We start from the raw sequence: 22,744 nt of genomic DNA, 5'->3' as shown, positions 1-22,744 counted from the left end.
GTCATTTCCAGCCTCTAAAAATACACCTTTCATCCGATAATAACTTTAGAGAAGTAAAGGGGGAAAGTTAAAATGGGAAAAATGATCCAATGGTTCCAAAAACCATCCATTTCAAAGAAATTAATCATTGCCTTTTTGGTCGTCCTTATTCTGCCAACTGTGGCACTGACAATTAGTGCGTTTTTTACATCAAAGACAGAGCTAGACAAACAGATTATGGGCAGTGCGATGAGTCAGGTTAATGCATTTGATACCTTAATCAATGAGAATATTGGAAATAAATCAGATGCTGTGACACTGTTTTCAGACTCGCTCAAAGCGTCTAATCTTCAAGAAAAAAATAGAAATGCGACCATTAAAGAATTACAGCAATTTGGAAAAATTAATGAAAAAGATGTATCCGCAATCTATGCAGGCTCTGAAAAGGGATTGTTTATGCAATATCCAGTTCAAAAGATGCCAGATGGCTACGATCCAAGAGAACGTCCATGGTATCAAGAGGCATTGAAAGCAGAAAACGGCAAACAAGTCATCACAAAACCATATGTAGCAGCATCCACGGGCAAAATGGTTATCACAATTGCCCAAAAAATGAAAGATGGTTCAGGTGTCATTGGTCTTGATATGGAAATTGACAGCCTGCTCCAAAAACTAAAAGAAATCAAAATTGGGCAAAAAGGCTATGCTTTCATCATGGAGAAAGATAAAACAGTTTTAGCAGATCCAACCCAAAAGCCAGGAAGTCAAGTCAATGAAAATCTGGCCAGTATTATTTTTAAAAATAAAGAAGGAAGCGGCAGCTATACCCTCAAAGGAACAGATAAAAAGGTTGCATATGTCACCAATGAATTAACCGGCTGGAAAATTGGTGGAACGATGCTCGTATCTGAAGTAGAAGAAGCGGCAAAGCCCGTTTTCAATACAGCCATTATCGTATTCAGTGTCACACTCATTGTTGCAGGAACCCTCATTTTCTTTATCGTCCGCTCTATTTCGAAAAGATTATCCAATCTTGCCCGCTTCTCGAAAAAAGTCAGCGAAGGTGATTTACGCGATAAGCTTCAGATCCAGTCAGATGACGAAATTGGACAAGTTGGTAAAGGCTTTAATACGATGATTGACTCATTGCGATCTCTCATTGGAGCCGTTCAAACTTCAGTCGAGAATGTCGCATCTTCATCAGAAGAACTGACTGCCAGCGCAGGACAAACAAGTAAAGCAACAGAGCATATTACACTAGCCATTGAACAATTCTCCAGCGGAAATGAAAGCCAAAATGATAAAGTCGAATTGAGCTCAGAAGAGTTAGAGGAAATGAACCGCGGTCTTCAGAATATGAATGAATCGGCTGAATCCATTACTGCTTCATCGATCAAATCAACAGATATCGCAGGGGAAGGCGGCCAGCTTGTTGAAAAAACCGCTTCTCAAATGAATGTCATTGATCAGTCCGTGAAAAAAGCAGAGAATGTCATCAGTGCACTTGAAAGTAAATCGAAAGACATTACCCAAATTCTCGGTGTCATCAATGGAATTGCCGATCAAACGAATTTACTTGCGCTAAATGCAGCGATTGAGGCAGCAAGAGCTGGTGAATCTGGCAGAGGCTTCTCCGTTGTAGCAGAAGAAGTAAGAAAACTGGCGGTTCAATCTGCCAACTCGGCAAAAGAAATTGAGAATTTGATTAAAGAAATCGTGCAAGACATCGACGTATCACAGGAAGTATTCACTGCGGTGAATCGAGAAGTTCAATCAGGCCTAAGCTTCACTGAACAAACGAAAGTAAGCTTCCACAATATTTTCGAAATGACAAAAGAAATTTCTGACCAGCTTCAAACAATGAATCAAACCGTTGTTCAGCTTTCAAAAGGCTCGGCACATGTGTCAGAGGCTGTTCGTGAGATCGCAGACGTATCACGTGAAAGCTCGGCAAATATTCAAGACATTGCTGCTTCAGCAGAAGAACAGCTGGCATCAATGGAAGAAATCAGCTCGTCCTCTGCCACACTCTCTTCTATGGCAGAAGAATTACGCGATTTAATTAGCAAATTTAAGGTTGAATAGACAGGAAGAAAAGAGCCTCCAGATAGAGGCTCTTTTTCATTGAGTAAATCAAAAGAAATGGGTAATTATACTTATTTTTTGGATTTTTTGAACATTATTCCTTGAAAAATAATTCATATTACCTAAGAATAGAAGAGGAAGACCACAAATCATAAATCAAAAGGAGTAGAGTCATGAAAAAAATCAACTTTTTTAAGCACTTTACGATGTCGAAGAAATTAATTACTGCATTCTTAGCGATTCTCCTAGTGCCAATTCTCGTATTGGCTGCATTTTCTTATGAAGTGGCATCAAAGTCTCTTAATGATGAGATTATGTCTAGTGCTGCAAATGGTGTTCAACAATTAAACGAACTCATTAATAAAGATATACAGCCTAAAATTGACATGGTTTCATACTTATCTAAATCGATCAAAAAGGGTGAATTGACTGCTAAAAACAAAGATTTACTCAAAGTGAAATTAGAGCAATTATCGGAAACAGATGACGATGTAGTAGAAGTATTTGTTGCAGATCAAAATGGTAAACTAACTGAATATTCGGAGATTCACAAAGGTAATGCAAAGAGCGCAAAAAATGAAACTTGGTTTCAGAAATCGATGGGAGAGAAGAAACTCATCATTTCAGATCCTTTTGCCGATAAGTCATCAGATGACCTGCTCATCACAATATCAGAACAGCTAGCAGATGGATCTGGTGTGATCGGGGTGAATGTACGCTTAAATACGGTTGTAAAAGATACAAACAGCATCAAAATTGGCCAAGAAGGCTATGCGTTTATCGCCACATCAGATCAGCGTTATGTGGCCCATAAAACCGATAAGGCTGGGACAAAGCTGACTGGTGACTTCATCTCAAAACTATATGATAAAAAAGAAGGCAGCTTTGAATATGAATACAATGGGCAGCCGAAGCAAATGTTTTTTGACACAAATGAAGCAACCGGCTGGAAGCTTGCTGGAACGATGTATGTGAATGAAGTAAAAGAAGCCGCACAGCCAGTGCTCGACTTAACAATGATCATTCTTGCGGCTGCGATTGCCATTGGCGGAATCGCGATTTATTTTATTATTAAATCGATTCGAAAGCCACTGATAGAGCTCTCTGAATCGGCTGAAAAAATCAGTCAAGGTGATTTGACCCAGTATATTGAAGTTCGTACGCACGATGAAATTGGTAAGCTTGCGCAAAGCTTTAACGACATGTCAGCAAAGCTGAAGCAAGTCATTCAAGCTGTCCAAAATTCCATTGAAAATGTGGCTGCATCGTCTGAAGAGTTAACGGCAAGTGCAGGACAGACAGCTCAAGCGACCGAGCATATCACATCATCTATTGAACAGTTCTCAAACAGCACTGAACATCAAAATGATATGATCGAAAAAAGCTCAGTTCAGTTAAACGAAATGGATCGGAGCTTATCGCATATGGTCGATACAACCTCTCATATGATGGAATCGTCGATCGAATCGAGCAAAACTGCTCAGGCTGGAGGAGAACTCGTTCAAAAAACAGCAGGTCAAATGCAAACGATTGAGCAGGCAGTAAAAGAAGCAGAGCTTGTCATTGCAGGCTTGGAGCAGAAATCAAAGGATATTACAAACATTCTTGGGGTCATCAACGGTATTGCGGATCAAACGAATCTCCTTGCTTTAAACGCTGCGATCGAAGCCGCACGAGCAGGTGAAGCAGGCAGAGGCTTCTCTGTTGTCGCAGAAGAAGTCCGCAAGCTGGCAGAGCAGTCAGGAAGCTCTTCAAAAGAAATTGAAAGCCTGACGAACGAAATTGTGGAGGAAATAGAAAAATCGCAGAAAATGTTTAAACAAGTAGCAGGTGAAGTACAATCTGGATTAAACATTACAGATGAAACGAAAGTGAGTTTTGAGAAAATCACTGATAAAACATCAGAAATGACAGAACAAATGAAACAAATGAACAGATCAGCCGAAGAGCTATCGCATGGCTCAAATGATATTTCTCATGCGGTGAATCAAATCAAAGAGCTCTCAAGAGAAAGCTCAGCAGGCTTCCAAGATATCGCGGCATCAGCAGAAGAACAGCTTGCATCTATGGAAGAGATCAGCTCATCTTCTGCCACTTTATCTCAGATGGCAGAAGAACTAAGGGAGCTTATTAAACAATTTAAAATGTAAGAGAGTAGCGAAACACCTGACGCCAAAACGTCAGGTGTTTCAGCGTGTAGACAAACCTTCAAATTTGGTGTCAGGTCTGCGCGCCGGTGCTCACGAATCTTTTATTCGCTCTGGTACTCGTTCTTCCTAGACTGCAAAGGTTTTCTATCACACTGAAAAAGAAGACAAAGGGCTAAAATCAAGAACATTTTAGCCCTTTGTCAACAATCTTAAGCACCTGACGCCAAAACGTCAGGTGTTTTTCCATTCGATGCATATAAATTGGGTAATTTGGACTTATTTAGACTTTAATAAGTTAAAAAAGTAAAGAACCTAGTAGTACTTCCGATATATATACTATCTTACTAAAAGGAGTTTTCTTTTTTATGAAATTCATACAGTATTTCAGAAAGCCATCTATTTCAAAAAAGCTCGTATTCTCTTTCTTATTTATTCTTTTATGTCCAATCATTGTATTGGCATTCTCTTCATACCATACGGCAAGCACCTCTTTAAATGATCAAATTATGCAAAGTGCAAAGGAAAACGTAGAGCAGCTAGATAAAAATATTACGAAGGTTGTCAAAGTGAAAACAGACGCAGCCGATTTCTTTAGCAAATGGATCACGGAGAAAAAGCTCAAGCAAAAAGGAACGACCGATATTCAAGGACGCTTTGAGCAGTTCATGAGTATGAATGATGACACAGAAGGCATTTTTGTCGCTTCAAGTGACGGCAAAGTGTTTTCAAGATATCCTAATCAAAAAATGCCTGCAGGTTATGTCGCAACTGAGCGGGATTGGTACAAAGACGGCTGGGCGAAAAACGGTGAGCTGTCTGTTTCAGCACCATATGCAACGGCTTCAACCGGTACACTTGTGGTAACCATTTCTAAAAAACTAGAGGATGGATCAGGCGTCATCGCGATGAACCTAAACATTGCGAATCTAGTTAAAGAGTCCAATAGCATTAACATTGGGAAACAAGGCTATGCCTTTATTGGAAGTCCAGACCGTACATATGTGGCACATCCAACGAAAAAAGCAGGAACAAAATTATCTGGTGAATGGTTAGAAAAAATGTATTCACAAGATAACGGATCTATGAGCTATATGTTTGAAGGAAAAGAAAAGCAAATGGAGTTCACCACAAACAAGGCGACTGGCTGGAAGATTGTCGGGACGATGTTTGTCAGTGAAGTAGAAGAAGCTGCACAGCCAGTCTTTAACATGGCCGCCATCATTTTAGCCGGCGCGCTGATCATTGGCGGGATTCTGATCTTCTTTATCATCCGTTCCATTACAAAACCACTTTCCACTCTTGTCTCTTCTTCGAAGAAGATCAGTCAGGGAGATTTAACAGAAAAAATTGATGTCCGCTCAAAAGATGAAATTGGACAGCTTGGCACAAGCTTTAATGAAATGAGTGAGTCCCTAAGAGATGTCATTCAAGCAGTACAAACATCTGTTGAGAATGTTGCTTCATCATCTGAAGAACTGACGGCAAGCGCAGGTCAAACAACTAAAGCAACCGAACATATCACATTATCTATTGAAACATTCTCAAACGGCAACGAAAATCAAAGCGAAATGGTGGAACAAAGCGCGGTTCATTTAAAACAAATGAATGAAGGACTGAACGAAGTTGCCGAAACGTCTGATGTCATCACAGCGTCATCTGTTCAATCAAAAACAGTCGCAGAAACAGGTGGACAGCTTGTGGAGCAGACTGTTGGCCAAATGAAGACGATTGACCATTCAGTGAAAGAAGCTGAAGGCGTGATCAACGGGCTAGAGCATAAATCAAAAGATATCACAAACATCCTCGGCGTGATTAACGGCATTGCGGATCAAACGAATTTACTTGCACTAAATGCTGCCATAGAAGCAGCACGCGCAGGTGAATCAGGCAGAGGCTTCTCTGTTGTTGCGGAAGAAGTGCGTAAACTAGCGGTTCAATCATCGGATTCAGCAAAAGAGATTGAAAAGCTTGTGAATGAAATCGTTACTGAAATCGAAACATCTCAAAATATGTTCAAAGCAGTGAATGAAGAAGTGAAAAGTGGTCTTACTATTACAGATCAAACGAAAGAAAGTTTCTCACAAATAAATGAGCAAACAGCGGAAATCGCAGCAAGAATGAATGAAATGAATACAACGGTGCGCGAGCTGTCGAAAGGATCTGAGCAAATTTCTAAAGCAGTAAATGAAATTGCAGATGTATCAAGAGAGAGTTCAGCAAGCATCCAAGATATCGCAGCATCTGCTGAAGAGCAGCTTGCTTCTATGGAAGAGATTAGTTCTTCATCCACAACTCTTTCCCAAATGGCGGAAGAATTACGTGATTTAATTAAAAAATTCAAGATCAGCGAATAAGGTCAAGTGGTTCTCCTCAAGGGGAACCGCTTTTCTTTTTAAGAGGACATCTCGTACAATAGAGGAAATCGAAAGAAGAGGAGAGATAGTATGCGTTTATCAGATAAGAAGGTCATTGCGTTTGTCAGCGATGATTTTGAAGATTTAGAGCTATGGTATCCGGTTCTGCGTTTAAGAGAAGAAGGGGCGACTGTCCATCTTGTAGGTGAAAAAGCAAATCATGAGTACATCGGGAAGTATGGTGTGCCGGCGGTATCTGATGCAGATTTTTATTCCATTCAAGCTGATGATTATGATGCTGTGCTAGTCCCTGGCGGATGGGCGCCTGATAAACTGCGCCGTTATCCAGAAGTATTAGACATCGTCCGTACATTTGATGCGAAGGCAAAACCAATCGGTCAGATTTGTCATGCCGGCTGGGTGCTGATATCAGCAGGAATCCTGAAAGGCAGACGAGTGACAAGTACACCTGGTATTAAAGATGATATGACAAATGCTGGTGCGGACTGGTTCGATGAGGCAGTTGTCACAGATGGCCACCTCATCTCCAGCAGACGCCCGCCGGACCTTCCGCCGTATGTGAAAGCATTTGCGGATGTGTTAGCCGCAAAATAAACGACTGACACGAAACAAAGGGCGAACAAAAAAATTTCGCCCTTTGTTCATCATTTCATGCCCTATACATTTTGTCTGTCGGCAGGATACAACACACCCATTTGTCTTCTCGCTTCGTCCATGACGGACATGGTTTGAACAGATAGGGCAAATGTATTGACAGGAGACTGCCCCATTCCCTGCTGAATACACTCAATAAAATGATTGATTTCATAAGACATAGCTGGCTGATCATCTTTGAGAGAGATGTCAGTTTGATGTCCGTCACGGTCGTGTATCGTGATTCGTGAAGGACGGTGGAATTGATCAATCACCATGGTGGCATCCTCGCCTTGAATTTCAGCCGATAAATGAGACGTTGAAATTTTAGAATGAAAAAGAAGTGCTTGATGCCCGTCATACTGTAAAAGGACTGAACCGTTCCCATCCACACCAGAAGAAAGCTTATAGCCTCTTGCGGTGATTTGATTCGGCAAACCAAATAAGTATATGACTGGGTAAACGAGGTACACCCCGATATCCATTAAAGAACCGTTGGATAGCTCAGGCTTAAAGGCATTTGGAAGCTCGCCGCTTCGATAGGCATCGTATCTTGAAGAATATTTACAGTAATGCGCGACCACTTGCCTGATAGGTCCAAGCTGATCAAGATGCTGTTTGATTTGAAGGAAATTAGGCAGAAATGTCGTTTTCATCGCTTCCATCAAACACACTTGATGTTTTTTCGCTGCGGCAATCATTTCTTCCACTTCTTTTCGATGAGAGGCGAATGGTTTTTCGCATAAAACATGCTTTTGATGCCCCATCATCAACATGGCCTGCTCTTTATGAAGGGCATTTGGACTCGCAATATACACGGCATCAAACGTATCACTTTCCGCCATTTGTTGTAAGTTCGTAAAAACCGTATCAATCCCATATTTTTCGGCAAAGGCCTGTCCTTTTTCAGCGGACCGTGAATAGACGGCTGTACATGTAAAATCAGCTAGTTCTTCACCAGCTTGTAAGAACCGATCTGTAATCCAGTTCGTTCCGATGACAGCAAATCGAATCATGTGATTCCCTCCTTCTGCTTTTCTCTGATTATACATGCTTTGAAAGCGTTTGTATGAAAGAATATTCTTTTTATTGCAAAGCGGATGAAACCTTTATATAGGCTGATGCGTCTTACATAAAGGATATAAATGTACGAAAAGTGGGTAGTTTCTTCCTTCTTCGGGTAATACTCAGGATAGAAGGGAGAGGAGGAAACATGAAGCGCGTCCTGCATATAGGAAGTACATACATCTTTGCGCTTTTATTCATAGCGGCTGGTATTTTTCATGTGATAGAGCCGAGCGGCTTTGCCCGCATGATGCCAGGCTGGCCATTTCCATATGTAATGGTCTATGCGACTGCATGTCTTGAATGGCTGCTGGCCGTGCTGCTGCTTTTGCCAAATGTCAGGATTGCAGCGGCAAAATCCATTGCTGTCTATCTTGTACTCATTTTCCCTGCAAACTTATTTGCTGCTCGTGAGGGAATACCGTTTCCAGGTCAAGAAAATACAGAACAAGCCTTGCTATGGATAAGGCTTATTGGACAGCCGATTCTCATTGTATGGGCAATGTCCATTGCAAAATGGGAAAAAAAGCTCAAACAATGACGACCATAATCATGATCAAGTAGTGTACAATTTACTCATAAAATAGCCCGTGTTTGGAGGAACAATATGAATTCTATGCAAATGTGGAGCAGTCGATTTAGAAAATTTTTTCTTGATAACAAGTTTGTTCTCTTTTTACTCGTCCTGTTATTAATTGGATTGAATATCCTAGTTTTCATGAAAACATCATTTATTTTCACACCGCTCATTGTACTCGTCAAAACCATTGCCTTACCGATTATTTTAACGGGAGTCGTGTATTATTTATTAAATCCAATTGTTAACTTGTTAGAGAAAGCAAGAATCAAGCGGATCTATTCCATTTTGCTTTTATATATTGTCATTATTGGGATTATTACAGTGACCATCGTGTCCATTATTCCTTTTTTACAAGCTCAAACCATGAGTCTATTTCATAATCTTCCGAAATACGTCGATACGGTAGAAGATCAAATTAGACAATTAACAGGAAGTAACTTTATTAATCAAGTGCAAAACTCGATGAACTTTAACGTGTCTGAATTGGTAAGTAAAGCATCCAGTCAAGCGACGAAGATTTTGGAAAGCACCTTTACCGGTGTAGGAACATTCTTAGGGGCGCTCACAGAAGTCATTATCTCGATCGTGACTGTGCCGTTTATTCTGTTTTATCTATTAAAAGACGGCAAAAAGCTGCCTGACTATCTATTGAAATTTTTCCCAAGTAAAATGAGGGAACATACACATATCATGCTTCACGAAATGAACCACCGTCTAAGCTCGTATATTCGCGGACAGATCATTGTCAGCTTCTGTATCGGTGTTCTTCTGTTAATCGGTTATATGATCATTGGACTTGACTATGCGCTGCTGCTCGCTATCATTGCTGCATGTACAAGCATAGTGCCTTACCTTGGTCCAACAATTGCGATTACACCAGCGATTGTGATTGCACTTGTGACGTCACCAGTAATGCTGCTAAAACTTATTATAGTCTGGACAGTGGTTCAGCTCGTTGAAGGGAAATTCATTTCTCCTCAGGTGATGGGGAAAAACCTTCATATTCATCCCATTACGATTATTTTTGTTATATTAACAGCTGGTAAATTGTTCAACGTGGTCGGCATCATTGTCGCTATTCCGACGTATGCCGTTCTGAAGGTCATCACGACTCACTTATTTGATTGGTTCAAAATGCGGTCCAATTTGTATAAAGAAGAAAAGGTTTGATGTCATAATCTTTTTTTGAAAAAAATATAGTATCATAAAGACGAGCTTTCGATGAAGGAAGCTTGTCTTTATGTGGACATAGATGTTTGGCGTGTTCAAAAGATCAGAATTGAAAGGAAAGAAAATCATGAATCTATGGGATTTATTCGTGGCACTGGTTTTAGGAATTGTCGAAGGATTAACAGAGTACGCACCTGTTTCATCTACAGGTCACATGATCATTGTCGATGATCTTTGGTTAAAATCAAAGGAAATTATTACGCCAGAAGCGGCCAACACATTTAAAGTCGTGATTCAGTTAGGCTCAATTTTAGCTGTCATGATCGTGTTTAAAGATCGTATTTTAAACTTATTGGGCTTAAAGAAAAATATCACCGAAGAGCAAAAGCGCAGCGGGCATAAACTGACCATCGCCCAAATTGCAGTTGGACTTGTTCCAGCCGTCATTTTAGGATTTCTATTTGAAGATTATATTGATAAATACTTATTTGACGTCAGAACAGTCGCTGTCGGTTTGATTTTAGGGGCAGTTCTGATGCTTGTCGCTGACTGGATCAATAAACGGAAATCAGAAACAAGCTCTGTCGATAACATGACTTACAGACAGGCGCTTTATATTGGACTGTTTCAATGTTTAGCATTATGGCCAGGATTTTCGCGCTCAGGTTCGACGATCGCAGGCGGGGTTATTCTTGGTTTGAATCACCGTGCTGCGGCAGACTTTACATTTATCATGGCGATGCCGATTATGGCAGGAGCAAGCTTGTTAACCCTTGTGAAAAATGCCGAATATTTAACACCGGATATGCTGTCATTCTTTATCGTCGGCTTTGTGAGTGCGTTTGTTGTGGCTCTCTTTGTTGTTCGATTCTTCCTAAAACTGATCAATAAAATCAAACTGGTGCCTTTTGCGATATATCGAATTATCCTAGGTGTGATTTTATTTATCCTGTTCATGTAATACTGTAAACTACTCTTTTATAAGAGTAGTTTTTTTGTTATTTCGCCTAATTAAACAGTAAAAATACCCTCTTAATTGGTAGAATAAGAATTTTTTTCATAAATTAGTGTTTAAGAGACAGATGAAGGGGTAGTACATAAACATACCAATTAAAGGAGGAGTTAGAAATAATGAGAAAAACAAGCAAAATGTTTGTTGGTTCTGTCATCGCTACGTCAATGATTGCTGCCCCTCTATCTCTTACGACTTTTGGTCAAACGGCTGAAGCTGCTACAACAACAGGTGTTGATGGAAGTGTCTCAATTGATCCAGTAGCCATTGCCGATAAAATTGAACAAGCAGTAAAATCATCTCAAAATCGTGATGGATTCGTAAAAAATGCGGCATACAGTGCGTTCTATGAAGCAGGTCAAAACTACAACGTAGTTGTCCAAAACTTAAGCCAAGACCACGACTTTAGCGGTCTGAACAATGTTGTCTACTATGATAGTGTTGAATATGACGGTATTACGTTTGGTATTTGGGTATTTGAAGATGGTACGTTTGTCAACAATGGTGACGGTGGATATATTAACTGGACGTTTGTTGGCAGCTTTGACCGAGAAGATGGAAGCGGAACTGTCGATTTTCATAAAAGATTCTAATCTTAAAAGTCTGCCGGTGAATCGGCAGACTTTTTTTATAACGCACATTCTTCTATTTCAAACCCTAAATCCTCAATGATGTGATGATCCGTTTGGACTTGCTGGCCTTTTGTTGTTAAATAATCACCAACAAAAATGGAATTTGCGGCATACAGTGCGAGCGGCTGGAGTGTCCGTAAATTAAACTCTCTGCCTCCAGATACCCGAATTTCTTTTGTTGGGTTGACAAATCTCATCATTGCCAGCACTTTCAATGCTTTGATCGGGTGTGTTCGTTTTTGATGCTCAAGCGGTGTTCCTTCGATGGCATGAAGAAAGTTGACTGGAATTGAATCCGCATCAAGTGCTCTGAGCGCAAAAGCCATTTCAACAATTTGCTGATTGGTTTCACCCATTCCAATAATGACCCCTGAGCAAGGTGACATGCCAGATTGTTTGACCTGCTCAATGGTCGACACGCGGTCATCGTATGTATGAGTTGTCGTAATGTGAGCATGATGATCATGATGTGTATTGATATTGTGATTATACCGATGAACACCCGCTTCCTTCAGCCGCTTCGCTTTTTCTTCATTTAATAACCCAAGACAGGCACACACTTTCAAAGGCATCGTTTCAGTGATTTCCTTGACTGCTGCTGTGACTTCATCTAATTCCCTATGAGAAGGCGCTCTCCCGCTTGCCACAATACAATAAGTCCCGGCTTTTCTTTTGAGAGCCTCACGCGCACCAGCTACAATGGTCTTTTGATCAAGCATTGTATATCTTTCAACTGGTGCTTTTGAAATCATCGACTGTGAACAATATCCACAGTTCTCAGGGCAATATCCACTTTTTGCGTTAAAAATCATATTTAATTTCACCTTTTTTTGAAAAAAATGAAATCGCACTTGATAGGCTGCATGCATAATAGGTAACAATTCTCTATCGTCAGCTTTTAGAATGTCTAGACCCTCTTGCACCGTGATCGGTTCATTTTTCATCGCCTTCTCCGCTATTGCTTCCCAAGACAAAGACAGCTGCTCTCTCATCATTAATGCCTCCTTAATATGTTAACTTATTTTTATTAAAAGTTAACATATTGTACGGATGTTGGCAATCATGATTCAGATGAAACCAACTCTAAACACCAAAAGGCGATGACTTCATGTCATCGCCTTTAGATATGTAAAGCTAGATTGCTTATCGAACAGTAATATAGTTAATCACAAGCTCGCCTAGTGAATTATAGTAGGAAACTGTCACAGAACCGCGTTGTACAGCGCGAATCCAAGTAAAGTTTGGAGCTGTTTGATCTAATTGAATCGCATACGTTGCACCCGACACAGAAATTTGGCTTGCTGGAAGAGAGACGGCGATTGAAGAACCTACAGAAAGCGTACGGTTCACCGTAATTACTTTATTCATAATAGGAGCTTTTGCTATGACTGGTTCTTTTGGCTGTGCAGCTGCATGAGCACCTTCAGTTTGAGAGAATGTAAGAGCACCTACAGCAGCTAAAGACAATGTACAGATTTTCATGAATTTTTTCATCGGTAACACTCCTTTTTTTGGTATATACATATATTAATAATAATAGAATTATTTGTCAATTAAAATATGTGAAAAAAAGAGTAATTATGGCGAAAATTGTCACATATTATGTTGGAAAAGACATGATTTTTTATTCATATGCTATTTCTTTTTTAAGGGAAAAAGAGGTATAAAAAAAAGCTGGGTTCGTCCCAGCGTAAAGCAGATGAAAAGAGATGATCAATTGTCGTCTCGCTTTTTTGGCTGACGACCTTTTTGCTTCTCCTTCTCTCTAATGTAGTTAATAAAATCGATGGTTTGTCTTCGTGCTTCTTCGGAAAAATCTGATGCTGCTTTAAACGCAATTTGCAAATCAGGATCGTCTGCAAGATCGTCATCGGGCCTGCCTTTGTCCTTACCTGTGAGAAGATAATCGGTTGAGACCCCATATAATTCGGCAATTTTCACAATCATTTCACCGTCGGGTTTTCTCAAGCCGTATTCCCAGTTTGCATAAGTGGACATCGCCTTTAATCCGAGTTTTTTAGCAACTGTTGACTTGCTCCATCCATGCTTCTCTCTTAATTCAGTTAGAATCTTCCCAGTCAAATTATCCATCAGAAACACCTTTTTTCATGTTATGAGTAAATTTTATCATGAATTACACGGAAAAGATAAATAAATACACAAAAAGAATAAAAATATGATTGACTTACTCGTTTCGTGTATATTATCATAATGAATATAACTTACACATATTGAGTAAGAGGTGGAAAGATGAAACTTGAAAATTTACGAGAAGAGCGCATATTGCAAGGAAAAACACAAACCTATATGGCGAAAAAATTGGGATATAAGTACACAAGCGGCTATGCGAATATCGAAATGGGCAGAACGAAGCCTAGCTTAGAAACAGCAAAGCATATTGCAGATCTGCTGAATACCGGGGTTCAAGAGCTTTTTTTTGGCCAAAAGTTACACGAAAAGAGTAATTGTTTAAGAGAAGATCGGTTCTTAGAAAAGGGGAGACGAGCAGAATGAATATTGAACATCCAATGGTGACTCAGATAAGTGACTTTGGTTATCCAAAAAGTTATTGGTTATATGACATGAAACGATATGGATACCAAACAGAAATTGAGGACAGCTTGGAGGGAGCTGAAGAAGATGAGACATCAGCTGACGTTTGATGCTAGAAAAGAAGCGCAGCTTTGTTTAGACCAAGCTGGCGGCTGGATCGCCTTTCATCATCAGACACCGATGTTTGTTTTTGCCACATCAGAAGAGAAAGAGACATATATGACCCTCCTAGAAGCTAAGGTTGATGATACAAAAAAGGAGGAATCAGGTCAACGTGAAACGATGGAAGCAAATCATGACATTTTTGAAATGCTTGCTCAAAGCGAGTAAAAACGAACAAGACATCCGCCAGTGGGCAAAGGATGACGGGAGATCATAACATGGTCATCCATTTAATCATTGAACATGAGCATTTGTTAACAAAAGAGACATTGATGAAAAGAATACGATCAGCTGCAAAAGGGCAATGCCCGCAAAAATTAAAAGGCGCACTATCACTTGAAATTCGTTTATTTGATCACATGCCGTTTGACATAGCTGACTGCCAAAAAAAGCGTACATACGCAGAAAAAGGGTTGATACGCCCAGTACACGTCAGCATCTTTCAGCCGAATCTACAGCATATTCAAGAAGCACTTCATTCTATAGCCGATGAAGTCCCTCTGCAGATGGTCGATTTAAGAGTTTCTCAGTTTTATAGTATGTGTCCAAGAGTTGAAATCATTATCAATACGGTAGGTGGTGGCACGAGGCCAACACCAAAAAAGGAGACAAGCAGATGAACGAGCCAAAACAACTATTCATTCAAGAAAACCAAACATTTGTCGGTGAGATGGAAAAAGGAAAAATTCAAGTCATCGTGTTAGATGGGAATGTAGGAACGGCTTATAAAATGGATGTACCTGAACATGGAAAAACCATTATTCAAACGGCAAAAGGTCATTTTGCAAGAGTAGATCACGAGATTGGTTTTAAAATCAGCTAACTGACTGAACACATCAAAGCACAATATGTCCAAGACGGAAAGCCTGCGGACACTGATCAAGACCCTGCTAAAGGGGGCCTGATTGGTGTCCGTTTTTTATTTTCTTAAAAAAGGGAGAGAGCCAATATGCAAGATTTACTCATTGAATATAAAAGAGCTTTAAAGAATGCTAGAAAACAATATGAACCATTTAAAGAAAAAGAAGAACATCAGCTGTCCGTTCAAGACAAGCATGATAAAAAAATGATCGCCAGTATGGTAAGCGATCTGGAATACGTAGTAGAATGGCTCCAAATCGGAAGAGAGCCAGGTGCGCGCAGAGGATTAGACAGACGTTCAGTCTATCAGCGTACCATTCTCGCAAATCCAGAAGTGTTAGAGGCTTTATCACATGAATATACCCTTATTCAAGAGAAAGAAAGAGAAGTCAGTGAGAGAGACAAAAAAAGAATTGATGACGCTTTGTCTGTTTTAACAGATCGAGAAAAGGACGTATTCTTTATGCACACAACACAAGGGTTATCGTTTAGCGAGATTGCGGACATGCTGGATGTCAAAAAAGGAACTGTGCAAAAACATATGGAAAGAGCGCGGACGAAAATGTCCAAAAAAGTACAAGAACGCCTATTCAGAGCTGCTGAATAGGTGTTTTTTCTGTTCAAAAATAAATCAGCTAAAGCTTGTCTTACAGTTGCCACCTATAGTTAGAAAGACCAAACGAATGTTTGCTAGCCCTACACAAATGATTCCTTCAGAGGGAATCATTCGAATTAAAAGGAGGCGGCAGGTGAATGTAAATGAAAGATAAACGGATAGAGGCCAAGCAGGATTATATGAAGGGGATGACGTACCAGCAAATTGCTGATCATTACAATGTCTCGATCCATACCGTCAAATCGTGGAAAAGACGATACGGATGGCAAAGACAAAAAACTTCGTCAAAGCAAGCACACTCGATTTTCAATCAATTTCTTTCAGATGAAACGATTGAAATCATGGAGAAAATGGATGGACGCACATCGCTTGATTTAATCTGGGACCAAATTCAAATTCAATATGCAGCCATTATTCGGGCGCAGCGAATCATGTATGTAGCAGATCAAGAGGACATGATCAAAGAGGTGAAAAAGGCGGCATACATGCCTTCTTCATTAGAAGAAACAGGCGAAGGCATTCAGACAGAACTAGACATGACCTCAGAAGAATACTCGTTTCAATTTTCATGGGATCGGCATGCGACGTTTTTAAATGCACAATCCCGTGCAATGGGTGAACTCAGGCGTTTAATAAAACAGTTTGAAGAGCTCGCACATGCGAAGGATGAACGAAGATTAAGGCTGAAGCAAATTGAACTGACGATCGAAAAAACAAAAAAAGCAGTGCGTGAAGAAAAAGAGGAAGATCTTCAAATCATGATCAAGCGAAAAGAGGAAGACTCATGACGCCATTGATTGAAAAAGAAGTCAATCCTCACTTTGAACACTTTCTATTCGATTGGAATCAAAAGTTTCAATTTTTAGTAGGAGGCTATGGCTCATCCAAAAGCTATCACATTGCTTTAAAGCTTGTCTTAAAACTGCTGGAAGAAAAGCGGACAGCACTTGTCATTCGAGAGGTGTATGATACGCACCGCGAATCAACCTTTTCTTTATTACAAGAAATCGTTAGCGACCTCGGCATCGACCACGTGGTGAAGTGCCGAAGTTCGCCGCTTGCACTAACGTTTCGAAACGGCAGCAGCATCTTATTTAAAGGACTGGACAAGCCTGAAAAATTGAAATCGATCAACAACATCTCGATCATTTGGATTGAGGAATGTTCAGAGGTTTCTTATGAAGGTTTTAAAGAGCTGCTTGGAAGGCTGAGGCATCCATCCTTACCGCTTTATATGATGTTATCGACGAATCCCGTTGGTCAGGATAATTGGACGTACAGACATTTTTTTCGAGATGAACAGCTGAAGCGATTTGTTTTAGATGACGAAACATTATACAAAAAGCGAACCGTTGTCATCAAGGATACGTATTACCATCACTCCACGGCGGAAGATAACCTATTCCTTCCTAAAAGCTACGTGAAGCAGCTGGATGAGCTGAAAGAGTATGACCCAGATCTCTATCGTATTGCGAGGAAGGGGTATTTCGGCATTAATGGCACAAAGGTTTTTCCTCAATTTGAGGTGAGAAGCCATTCTGATGTATTAGAAGCCATTCAGCAGATTGACAGACCGCTGAAACGAGCAGGCATGGATTTTGGATTTGTTGAATCATACAATGCGCTCATTCGGTTAGCTGTCGATCATGAAAAAAAGTACTTATATATTTATTGGGAATATTACGACCGCGGGAAAACAGATGATGAAACAGCCACTGACCTGCAAGAGTTCATTGAATCACAGGAACTGATTAAAGCTGACGCAGCCGAACCTAAAACCATTCACTATTTTCGGCAGCGCGGATTTCAAATGGTAGCGGCACATAAGTTCCAAGGCTCACGTTTGCAGTATACAAAAAAAATCAAACGGTTTAAGAAAATTATTTGTTCTGATGCTTGTCCATATACCATCTATGAACTTCAATCACTAACCTATAAGGCAGATAAGGATGGACGTCTAGAGGAAGATGAATTTCAAATCGATCCGCACACTTTATCAGCCATCTGGTATGCGCTGGATGATTATGAAGTGACAGATTTGAAACAGACCGCCTCAGAGCGTGTCCGTCCAAACAGAGAGAGGAGGTCCATACAATGAAACAATTGAAAGCAACCATTATGAAGGCAAACATGTCTGATCATACAAAACAAATGTATGCAGATGAATTTTCCTACGAAAAAGATGACATTGTTCCCCCGCCTTACAATATCAATGAATTAAAAAGCATGGCAGAATATTCAACCATTCTTCAGCAATGTATTGATGCGTATAAGACCAATATTTTAGGCTTTGGTTTTGGCGTAGAATATGCCTTTGACTTTAATGCAGAAGGTGTGAAACCGGCAAAAAAGAAAGCAGCAGAGAAGGAATGGACAAGACTTGAAGAGTTTACGAAATACATGAACTATGATGAGTCTGCTGATGTGGTGCTTGGCTATGTCATCGAAGACCGGGAGAAAACGGGGAATGGTTTTTTAGAGGTTCTCCGAGATGGTCAGGGAAAGCCGGCAGGAATCGAGTATTTAGATGCGCTCCATATCCGTATTTGCAAGCTTAGTGAGCCAGTTGATGTTGAATTCCGGTATACAGAAAACGGCGAATTGAAAACAATGAATCGAAAGAAACGATTCCGTAAATATGTGCAGGTGATCAATGAAAAGAAAGTCTTCTTCAAGGAGTATGGTGATCCGCGCATTTTACATTGTGAAACAGGCAAATACGATGACACCACCCCAGAGCCGCTGCGCGCAACAGAAGTGATTCATTTTAAAATCGGCAGTGGAACGTATGGGATTCCCCGCTGGATTGGCAACATCGTCAATATGTATGGGGCACGCAAGGCAGAAGAGTTGAACTATCTTTATTTTAAACAAGGGCGGCATGTACCTGGTGCCATCATTGTCGAAAATGGAATGCTGTCTGAGTCTTCCTATCAGCAGCTTCAGGATTATATGGACGATATCGAAGGCTCTGATCATGCACATAAATTTCTATTGCTTGAAGTCGAAGGTCTCCCGACGGAAAAAGGGTTAACTGGAGAAGAAGATGTCTCAAATGTCAAAGTGAACTTCAAATCCCTAGCAGAGATCTTGCAAGAAGATGCACTCTTTTTAGAATACGATGAAAAAACAAGAAACAAAATCCGCTCTGCTTTTCGCCTGCCGCCTATTTACACAGGTGAGTCTCAAGACTATAACAAAGCGACAGCCGATACGGCGCGAAAAACAACAGAAGAACAGGTATTTCAGCCTGAACGGCATCTCATCACAGGAAAGCTCAATACCCTTTTCCTGCCGGATCTTGATATTTGGCATGTTCGTTTCCTATTAAATGGTCCTGACTTTAGAGATCCATTAGAGATTGCCAAGGTTCTGACACCGTTTATTCAGGCTGGGGCAGTGTCACCAAACGATTTGCGAGATCTAGCAGGACGTATCCTTGGGAAAACGTTAGAGGAATGGCCGGAGGATCTCTATCACAGACCTTTAGAAAGCCGCATGACATCAGCCGAACAAGAGCCTCAACGAGAGGCGAATCAGCTGAAGAAATAAACCGAAGCGCATGCGCTTTTTTGAAAGGGGGTGAACATATGCCGAGAGAATTAAAAAACGCAAAAATTACGCATGTTTCCTATGTGGACAGAGCCGCAAACAAAAAGAAATTCTTTTTGATGAAGGCAAAGAAAAGCCAGCCTGATTTTCAAAAGGAGGTTAGTGTGCTGACAAAGGCAGAAGATGCTCATCGTCTTGTGTATGGTGTCGTGTATGAACCGAATACACCTGATGCACACCAAGACTTTATGTCTGCCAAAGAAATTGAAAGAGCGGCACATGGTTTTATGAAGGATGCCCGCCGCATTGACAAGCAGCATGATTTTCAACATGGTGTGGGCGAGGTTGTTGAATCATACATTGCCCCCGCTGATTTTGAGGTAGGCGGTGAGCTGATTCGAAAAGGATCTTGGGTACTTGTAACAAAGGCTTCCCAAGAGATTTGGGATCAAATCCAGAAAGGCCACATTACAGGGTATTCAATGGCTGGAACGGCAGACATCGTAGCAATAGAAGAACAAGATCAGCTCCTATCTCAAAGCACAAATGAGAGAGGGCTTTTTTCTTTGCTGAAAAATTTCTTTTTGAAAGAGGAAGGTGCAAACATGTCACAACATTTTTGGAGCGTTTTAGACCATCTGCTGGAAGCCTTACAGTCAAGTGATGGTGATGAGGCGGGTGTAAGATCAGCGCTTGAGCAATTGCTGCCAATCGTGCAGGACATTTTGAAGACAGAGGATGTGCTTCAAACGATTGGTGAAAGGCCAGCCTCCGTACAAAAACAAGATGCCGCTCTGACAACGGAGCAAGTACAAGAGCTTGAAAAAGCAAAAATGGCCATTGAAAACGTCTTACAGCAGGCAGAACAGCAGGAAACAGATCAAACAGAGGAAGAACCTGTCCAAAAGGTGCTTGAGCAAGTCGTTGCACCGATTCATCATCAGCTTTCTTCCTTAGAGAAATCAGCCAGCAGAGAAAAAGCAGCGCTTGAGCAAGTGCTTCAGCAGCAGCTTTTGCCTATTTCAGAGCGGATTCACATGCTTGAAAAAGCGCGCGGTATGTCAAAACAAACAATCCACGATACACAAAACGACAGTACAAAGCCCATATGGGATGGCTTACTTTAAGCCTAAATAAGGAGGAAACAGTGTGAGAAATCAAGAGTTGATTCGCAAGGCCGAAATGACACTTGCCAGCTTAAAAACCGGCGGTCTCATGAACGCAACCCAATCCAACACATTCATTAGAATGATGCAAAATACACCAACCGTTTTAAATGATGCACGTATTATTCCAATGGAAAGTGATTCACAAAAAATCGAAAAAATCGGCTTTGGCCAGCGTATTTTGCGCCCAGCAGAAGAAGGCAAAGCACTTGATGCGAAAGACCGTATTGTCCCAGCGACAAGCACTGTCCAGCTAAATGCGAAAGAGGTCATCGCAGAGATTCATATGACCTACGACAGCATTGAAAACAATATTGAGAAAGACGGAATTCAGCAGACGATTATGCAAATGCTCGCTGAACGAGCAGCCGTTGACATTGAAGAGCTCATCGTCAATGGCGATACGGCTTCAGCAGATCCATTTTTAGCCCAAATGGATGGCGTGAGAAAACAAGCAGTCTCTCATATCGTAGATGCAAACGGAGCGGAAATCAGCCGCCAAATGTTTAAGCAAGCCTATAAAGCGATGCCGTCAAAATATTTACGTGTACCTCAGGATTTCCGTTTCTACACATCCCCAAGCTTAGAAGTTGAATGGAAGGATCAAGTAGCAAACCGTCAGACAGGCCTTGGAGATGCGGCCATTCAAGGCGGACTTTCTTCTGCATTCGGTGTGCCGGTCAAAGGTCTTGCCAATATGCAGCCATATGACGAAGCGGGAACAGACGTATCAGATATTTTGCTGACACACCCTAAAAATATTATCGTAGGTTTCTCTCGTAATATTCGAATTGAAGTAGAAAAAGATATTCGCAGCCGTAAATTTATTATTGTCCTCACAGCGAAGCTAGACAGCAAATTTGAGGAAGAGGATGCTGTAGCAAAAGTGATGAAAGTGAAAGAGTAGGTGACGGAAGGCCATGATCATTTCTGCTGAAGAACTGCAAGCCTATTCTGTCTTTGATCGTGTGAAAAATCGATCTGTGGAAAGACTGACAGCAGATATTATCGAAGCAGAAGCTGCGGTATTTCAGATCGTAGGTCACGATTTCTCAAGCGAAAAATATCAGCCCCTCCCTGAAAAAGCAAGAATCGCATTATTAAAAATGGCCCAATATTTTGCCATGCTGAATGATGACGAATCTATGATGAAAGGCTTTACGTCAGAGAAAATGGGCGATTATTCATATGCGAAGGCAGCTGATCAAGTGAAAGGCAGACCCTATGTATATGCCCTGCTTGTAGATTACATTGAACCAACATTGACCGGCGGCAGTGCCAAGTTAAAGGTGAGGTCATTATGAGCTATCAATCTCTATTAACAGATCGCTGTGATCTTTTTCATCTTGAACGGAAGGAGTCCGCCCGCGGGAAATTTGGAATTCCAGCTGATGATTTACAAATAACACTTTCCTATCCCGATGCTCCCAGCCTGACCGATCTAGCTTGTTATGTCATAGAAAAGAACCAGTCACTTGTGCAAGAAGAGCCGAATACAGTCATTTATCAATCCTATCTTGTTCATTTTCCTTTAGGAAGTGATATTCGCTTGCATGACAAAATGATGTGGAATGGCGTGTCACTCAAATTACAGCAGCCTAAAAAAGTGAAAAATCATCACATCGAAGTGATGGCAGTCAGGAAGGAAAATCTATGAAAATTGATGGACTTGACCGGCTGATTTCACAGCTGCAGACAGCGGGTGATGGCGGCTTAAAGGCAGAATATCAAGATTGGCTGGAGGACATGGGCCTGGAGTTTTTAGACATCATTCAGGATGAATTAATCAAGGAGAATGCTGTTGATACAGGCCGGCTTCTTAGATCCTTTACACAAGGCGATAAGGAGAATCATTTTCTCATTTCAAAAGGCGGTCTCACACTTGAAGTGGGAACGCAGCTTGAATATGCCTCCTATGTCAATGATGGACATGCCACTTCTTCAAGTGGAGAGCGAAGATGGGTGCCTGGCAGATGGACTGGCAGCCGCTTTGAATATGATCCGAATGCAAGTACAGGAATGATGCTTGCCTCTCAATGGATTGATGGAAATGGCTACTGGGATCATGCTGTCATGCTCTATGAGCAAATGTTTGACCAGTCGCTGGATCGAAAGCTGCAAAGCTGGTTCGATCGACATTTTGGGAGGTGATG

General features: G+C 41.0%; 26 protein-coding genes and 3 pseudogenes. 25 read left to right on the top strand and 4 right to left on the bottom strand.

All coding sequences use genetic code 11. From position 1 onward, the window contains the following. Positions 1 to 72: 72 nt before the first annotated feature. The 7 genes and pseudogenes from BA81_RS20195 to BA81_RS12555 all read left to right on the top strand — a co-directional run. Positions 73 to 1,119: pseudogene (locus BA81_RS20195) on the top strand (HAMP domain-containing protein); the annotation flags it as partial. Next, positions 1,114 to 2,064: a methyl-accepting chemotaxis protein gene (locus BA81_RS20190; RefSeq protein ID WP_369810484.1), complete on the top strand. Its 951-nt coding sequence runs from the start codon at positions 1,114 to 1,116 to the stop codon at positions 2,062 to 2,064. The pseudogene BA81_RS20195 and the gene BA81_RS20190, both read left to right, overlap by 6 nt. Before the next feature lie 173 nt (positions 2,065 to 2,237). Next, a pseudogene (locus tag BA81_RS20185) lies at positions 2,238 to 3,275 on the top strand (HAMP domain-containing protein); the annotation flags it as partial. Further along, positions 3,267 to 4,214: a methyl-accepting chemotaxis protein gene (locus BA81_RS20180; RefSeq protein ID WP_392387672.1), complete on the top strand. Its 948-nt coding sequence runs from the start codon at positions 3,267 to 3,269 to the stop codon at positions 4,212 to 4,214. The pseudogene BA81_RS20185 and the gene BA81_RS20180, both read left to right, overlap by 9 nt. A gap of 365 nt (positions 4,215 to 4,579) precedes the next feature. Further along, positions 4,580 to 5,623: pseudogene (locus tag BA81_RS20175) on the top strand (HAMP domain-containing protein); the annotation flags it as partial. Further along, the gene (locus tag BA81_RS20170; RefSeq protein ID WP_422109999.1) at positions 5,615 to 6,568 is read left to right on the top strand and encodes a methyl-accepting chemotaxis protein; all 954 of its coding nucleotides are present in this window, start codon (positions 5,615 to 5,617) and stop codon (positions 6,566 to 6,568) included. The pseudogene BA81_RS20175 and the gene BA81_RS20170, both read left to right, overlap by 9 nt. A 90-nt stretch (positions 6,569 to 6,658) precedes the next feature. Further along, a complete protein-coding gene (locus BA81_RS12555; protein ID WP_034282514.1) occupies positions 6,659 to 7,183 on the top strand; it encodes a type 1 glutamine amidotransferase domain-containing protein in 525 nt (174 codons plus the stop codon). Between the two features lie 62 nt (positions 7,184 to 7,245). On the opposite strand, the gene BA81_RS12550 is transcribed toward BA81_RS12555, so the two are convergent. After that, positions 7,246 to 8,238, bottom strand: coding sequence for a Gfo/Idh/MocA family protein (locus BA81_RS12550; protein WP_034282511.1), 993 nt, complete (start codon positions 8,236 to 8,238; stop codon positions 7,246 to 7,248). 197 nt (positions 8,239 to 8,435) lie between these two features. Here BA81_RS12550 and BA81_RS12545 point away from each other — a divergent pair, with 197 nt between their 5' ends. The 4 genes from BA81_RS12545 (at position 8,436) to BA81_RS12530 (ending at position 11,642) form a co-directional block, all read left to right on the top strand. Next, entirely contained in the window at positions 8,436 to 8,828 is a 393-nt protein-coding gene (locus BA81_RS12545) for a DoxX family protein (RefSeq protein WP_034282508.1), read from the top strand. A 66-nt stretch (positions 8,829 to 8,894) separates the two neighbouring features. After that, positions 8,895 to 10,037, top strand: a complete 1,143-nt coding sequence (locus BA81_RS12540) for an AI-2E family transporter (RefSeq protein WP_024423275.1) — start codon at positions 8,895 to 8,897, stop codon at positions 10,035 to 10,037. Positions 10,038 to 10,164: 127 nt separating this feature from the next. Continuing rightward, positions 10,165 to 10,998, top strand: coding sequence for an undecaprenyl-diphosphate phosphatase (locus tag BA81_RS12535; RefSeq protein ID WP_034282702.1), 834 nt, complete (start codon positions 10,165 to 10,167; stop codon positions 10,996 to 10,998). Positions 10,999 to 11,168: 170 nt separating this feature from the next. Then, positions 11,169 to 11,642 (top strand): hypothetical protein, encoded by a 474-nt coding sequence (locus BA81_RS12530; RefSeq protein WP_024423274.1) that lies wholly within the window; start codon positions 11,169 to 11,171, stop codon positions 11,640 to 11,642. A 35-nt stretch (positions 11,643 to 11,677) separates the two neighbouring features. Here the strand turns inward: BA81_RS12530 and bioB are convergent, their stop codons facing one another. The 3 genes from bioB to BA81_RS12515 all read right to left on the bottom strand — a co-directional run bounded on the left by bioB (position 11,678) and on the right by BA81_RS12515 (position 13,772). Next, a complete protein-coding gene (gene bioB / locus BA81_RS12525; RefSeq protein ID WP_034282505.1) occupies positions 11,678 to 12,673 on the bottom strand; it encodes a biotin synthase BioB in 996 nt (331 codons plus the stop codon). Between the two features lie 151 nt (positions 12,674 to 12,824). Next, positions 12,825 to 13,175, bottom strand: a complete 351-nt coding sequence (locus BA81_RS12520) for a hypothetical protein (protein ID WP_024425911.1) — start codon at positions 13,173 to 13,175, stop codon at positions 12,825 to 12,827. A gap of 219 nt (positions 13,176 to 13,394) precedes the next feature. Continuing rightward, entirely contained in the window at positions 13,395 to 13,772 is a 378-nt protein-coding gene (locus BA81_RS12515; RefSeq protein ID WP_024425910.1) for a helix-turn-helix domain-containing protein, read from the bottom strand. A gap of 159 nt (positions 13,773 to 13,931) precedes the next feature. Here BA81_RS12515 and BA81_RS12510 point away from each other — a divergent pair, with 159 nt between their 5' ends. The 14 genes from BA81_RS12510 (at position 13,932) to BA81_RS12450 (ending at position 22,742) form a co-directional block, all read left to right on the top strand. Then, a complete protein-coding gene (locus BA81_RS12510) occupies positions 13,932 to 14,195 on the top strand; it encodes a helix-turn-helix transcriptional regulator (RefSeq protein ID WP_034282502.1) in 264 nt (87 codons plus the stop codon). Further along, positions 14,192 to 14,344, top strand: a complete 153-nt coding sequence (locus BA81_RS19780; RefSeq protein ID WP_169737554.1) for a hypothetical protein — start codon at positions 14,192 to 14,194, stop codon at positions 14,342 to 14,344. The genes BA81_RS12510 and BA81_RS19780 overlap by 4 nt, the downstream gene beginning before the upstream one ends. Continuing rightward, on the top strand, positions 14,322 to 14,564 hold the full coding sequence (locus tag BA81_RS12505) for a hypothetical protein (protein ID WP_080701215.1): 243 nt from the start codon (positions 14,322 to 14,324) through the stop codon (positions 14,562 to 14,564). The genes BA81_RS19780 and BA81_RS12505 overlap by 23 nt, the downstream gene beginning before the upstream one ends. A gap of 50 nt (positions 14,565 to 14,614) precedes the next feature. After that, positions 14,615 to 15,016 (top strand): RusA family crossover junction endodeoxyribonuclease, encoded by a 402-nt coding sequence (locus tag BA81_RS12500; protein ID WP_034282500.1) that lies wholly within the window; start codon positions 14,615 to 14,617, stop codon positions 15,014 to 15,016. Next, positions 15,013 to 15,219, top strand: a complete 207-nt coding sequence (locus BA81_RS12495) for an XtrA/YqaO family protein (protein WP_024423268.1) — start codon at positions 15,013 to 15,015, stop codon at positions 15,217 to 15,219. Before BA81_RS12500 ends, BA81_RS12495 begins: the two co-directional genes overlap by 4 nt. A 126-nt stretch (positions 15,220 to 15,345) precedes the next feature. Continuing rightward, a complete protein-coding gene (locus BA81_RS12490; RefSeq protein WP_034282498.1) occupies positions 15,346 to 15,864 on the top strand; it encodes a sigma-70 family RNA polymerase sigma factor in 519 nt (172 codons plus the stop codon). A gap of 152 nt (positions 15,865 to 16,016) precedes the next feature. Further along, positions 16,017 to 16,661: a phage terminase small subunit gene (gene terS, locus BA81_RS12485; protein WP_034282496.1), complete on the top strand. Its 645-nt coding sequence runs from the start codon at positions 16,017 to 16,019 to the stop codon at positions 16,659 to 16,661. An 8-nt stretch (positions 16,662 to 16,669) separates the two neighbouring features. Beyond that, the gene (locus BA81_RS12480; RefSeq protein WP_162176180.1) at positions 16,670 to 17,971 is read left to right on the top strand and encodes a PBSX family phage terminase large subunit; all 1,302 of its coding nucleotides are present in this window, start codon (positions 16,670 to 16,672) and stop codon (positions 17,969 to 17,971) included. Further along, positions 17,968 to 19,425, top strand: a complete 1,458-nt coding sequence (locus BA81_RS12475; protein WP_024425905.1) for a phage portal protein — start codon at positions 17,968 to 17,970, stop codon at positions 19,423 to 19,425. Before BA81_RS12480 ends, BA81_RS12475 begins: the two co-directional genes overlap by 4 nt. 38 nt (positions 19,426 to 19,463) lie before the next feature. Continuing rightward, entirely contained in the window at positions 19,464 to 20,552 is a 1,089-nt protein-coding gene (locus BA81_RS12470) for an XkdF-like putative serine protease domain-containing protein (protein ID WP_034282492.1), read from the top strand. A gap of 22 nt (positions 20,553 to 20,574) precedes the next feature. Continuing rightward, positions 20,575 to 21,498 carry a phage major capsid protein gene (locus tag BA81_RS12465; protein WP_034282489.1) on the top strand — a complete coding sequence of 308 codons (924 nt, stop codon included), beginning with the start codon at positions 20,575 to 20,577 and terminating at the stop codon, positions 21,496 to 21,498. A 13-nt stretch (positions 21,499 to 21,511) separates the two neighbouring features. After that, positions 21,512 to 21,895 carry a protein YqbG gene (gene yqbG, locus BA81_RS12460; protein ID WP_024423261.1) on the top strand — a complete coding sequence of 128 codons (384 nt, stop codon included), beginning with the start codon at positions 21,512 to 21,514 and terminating at the stop codon, positions 21,893 to 21,895. Next, complete coding sequence (locus tag BA81_RS12455) at positions 21,892 to 22,248, top strand: YqbH/XkdH family protein (protein ID WP_034282486.1); 357 nt, start codon at positions 21,892 to 21,894, stop codon at positions 22,246 to 22,248. The genes yqbG and BA81_RS12455 overlap by 4 nt, the downstream gene beginning before the upstream one ends. After that, on the top strand, positions 22,245 to 22,742 hold the full coding sequence (locus tag BA81_RS12450; protein WP_034282483.1) for an HK97 gp10 family phage protein: 498 nt from the start codon (positions 22,245 to 22,247) through the stop codon (positions 22,740 to 22,742). The genes BA81_RS12455 and BA81_RS12450 overlap by 4 nt, the downstream gene beginning before the upstream one ends. Positions 22,743 to 22,744 lie beyond the last annotated feature (2 nt).

Origin of the sequence: Bacillus safensis FO-36b, assembly GCF_000691165.1 — a bacterium.
Taxonomy (GTDB): domain Bacteria; phylum Bacillota; class Bacilli; order Bacillales; family Bacillaceae; genus Bacillus; species Bacillus safensis.
The sequence above is the reverse complement of the archived record's forward strand: the minus strand, read 5'-3'. Positions and strand labels throughout refer to the sequence as shown.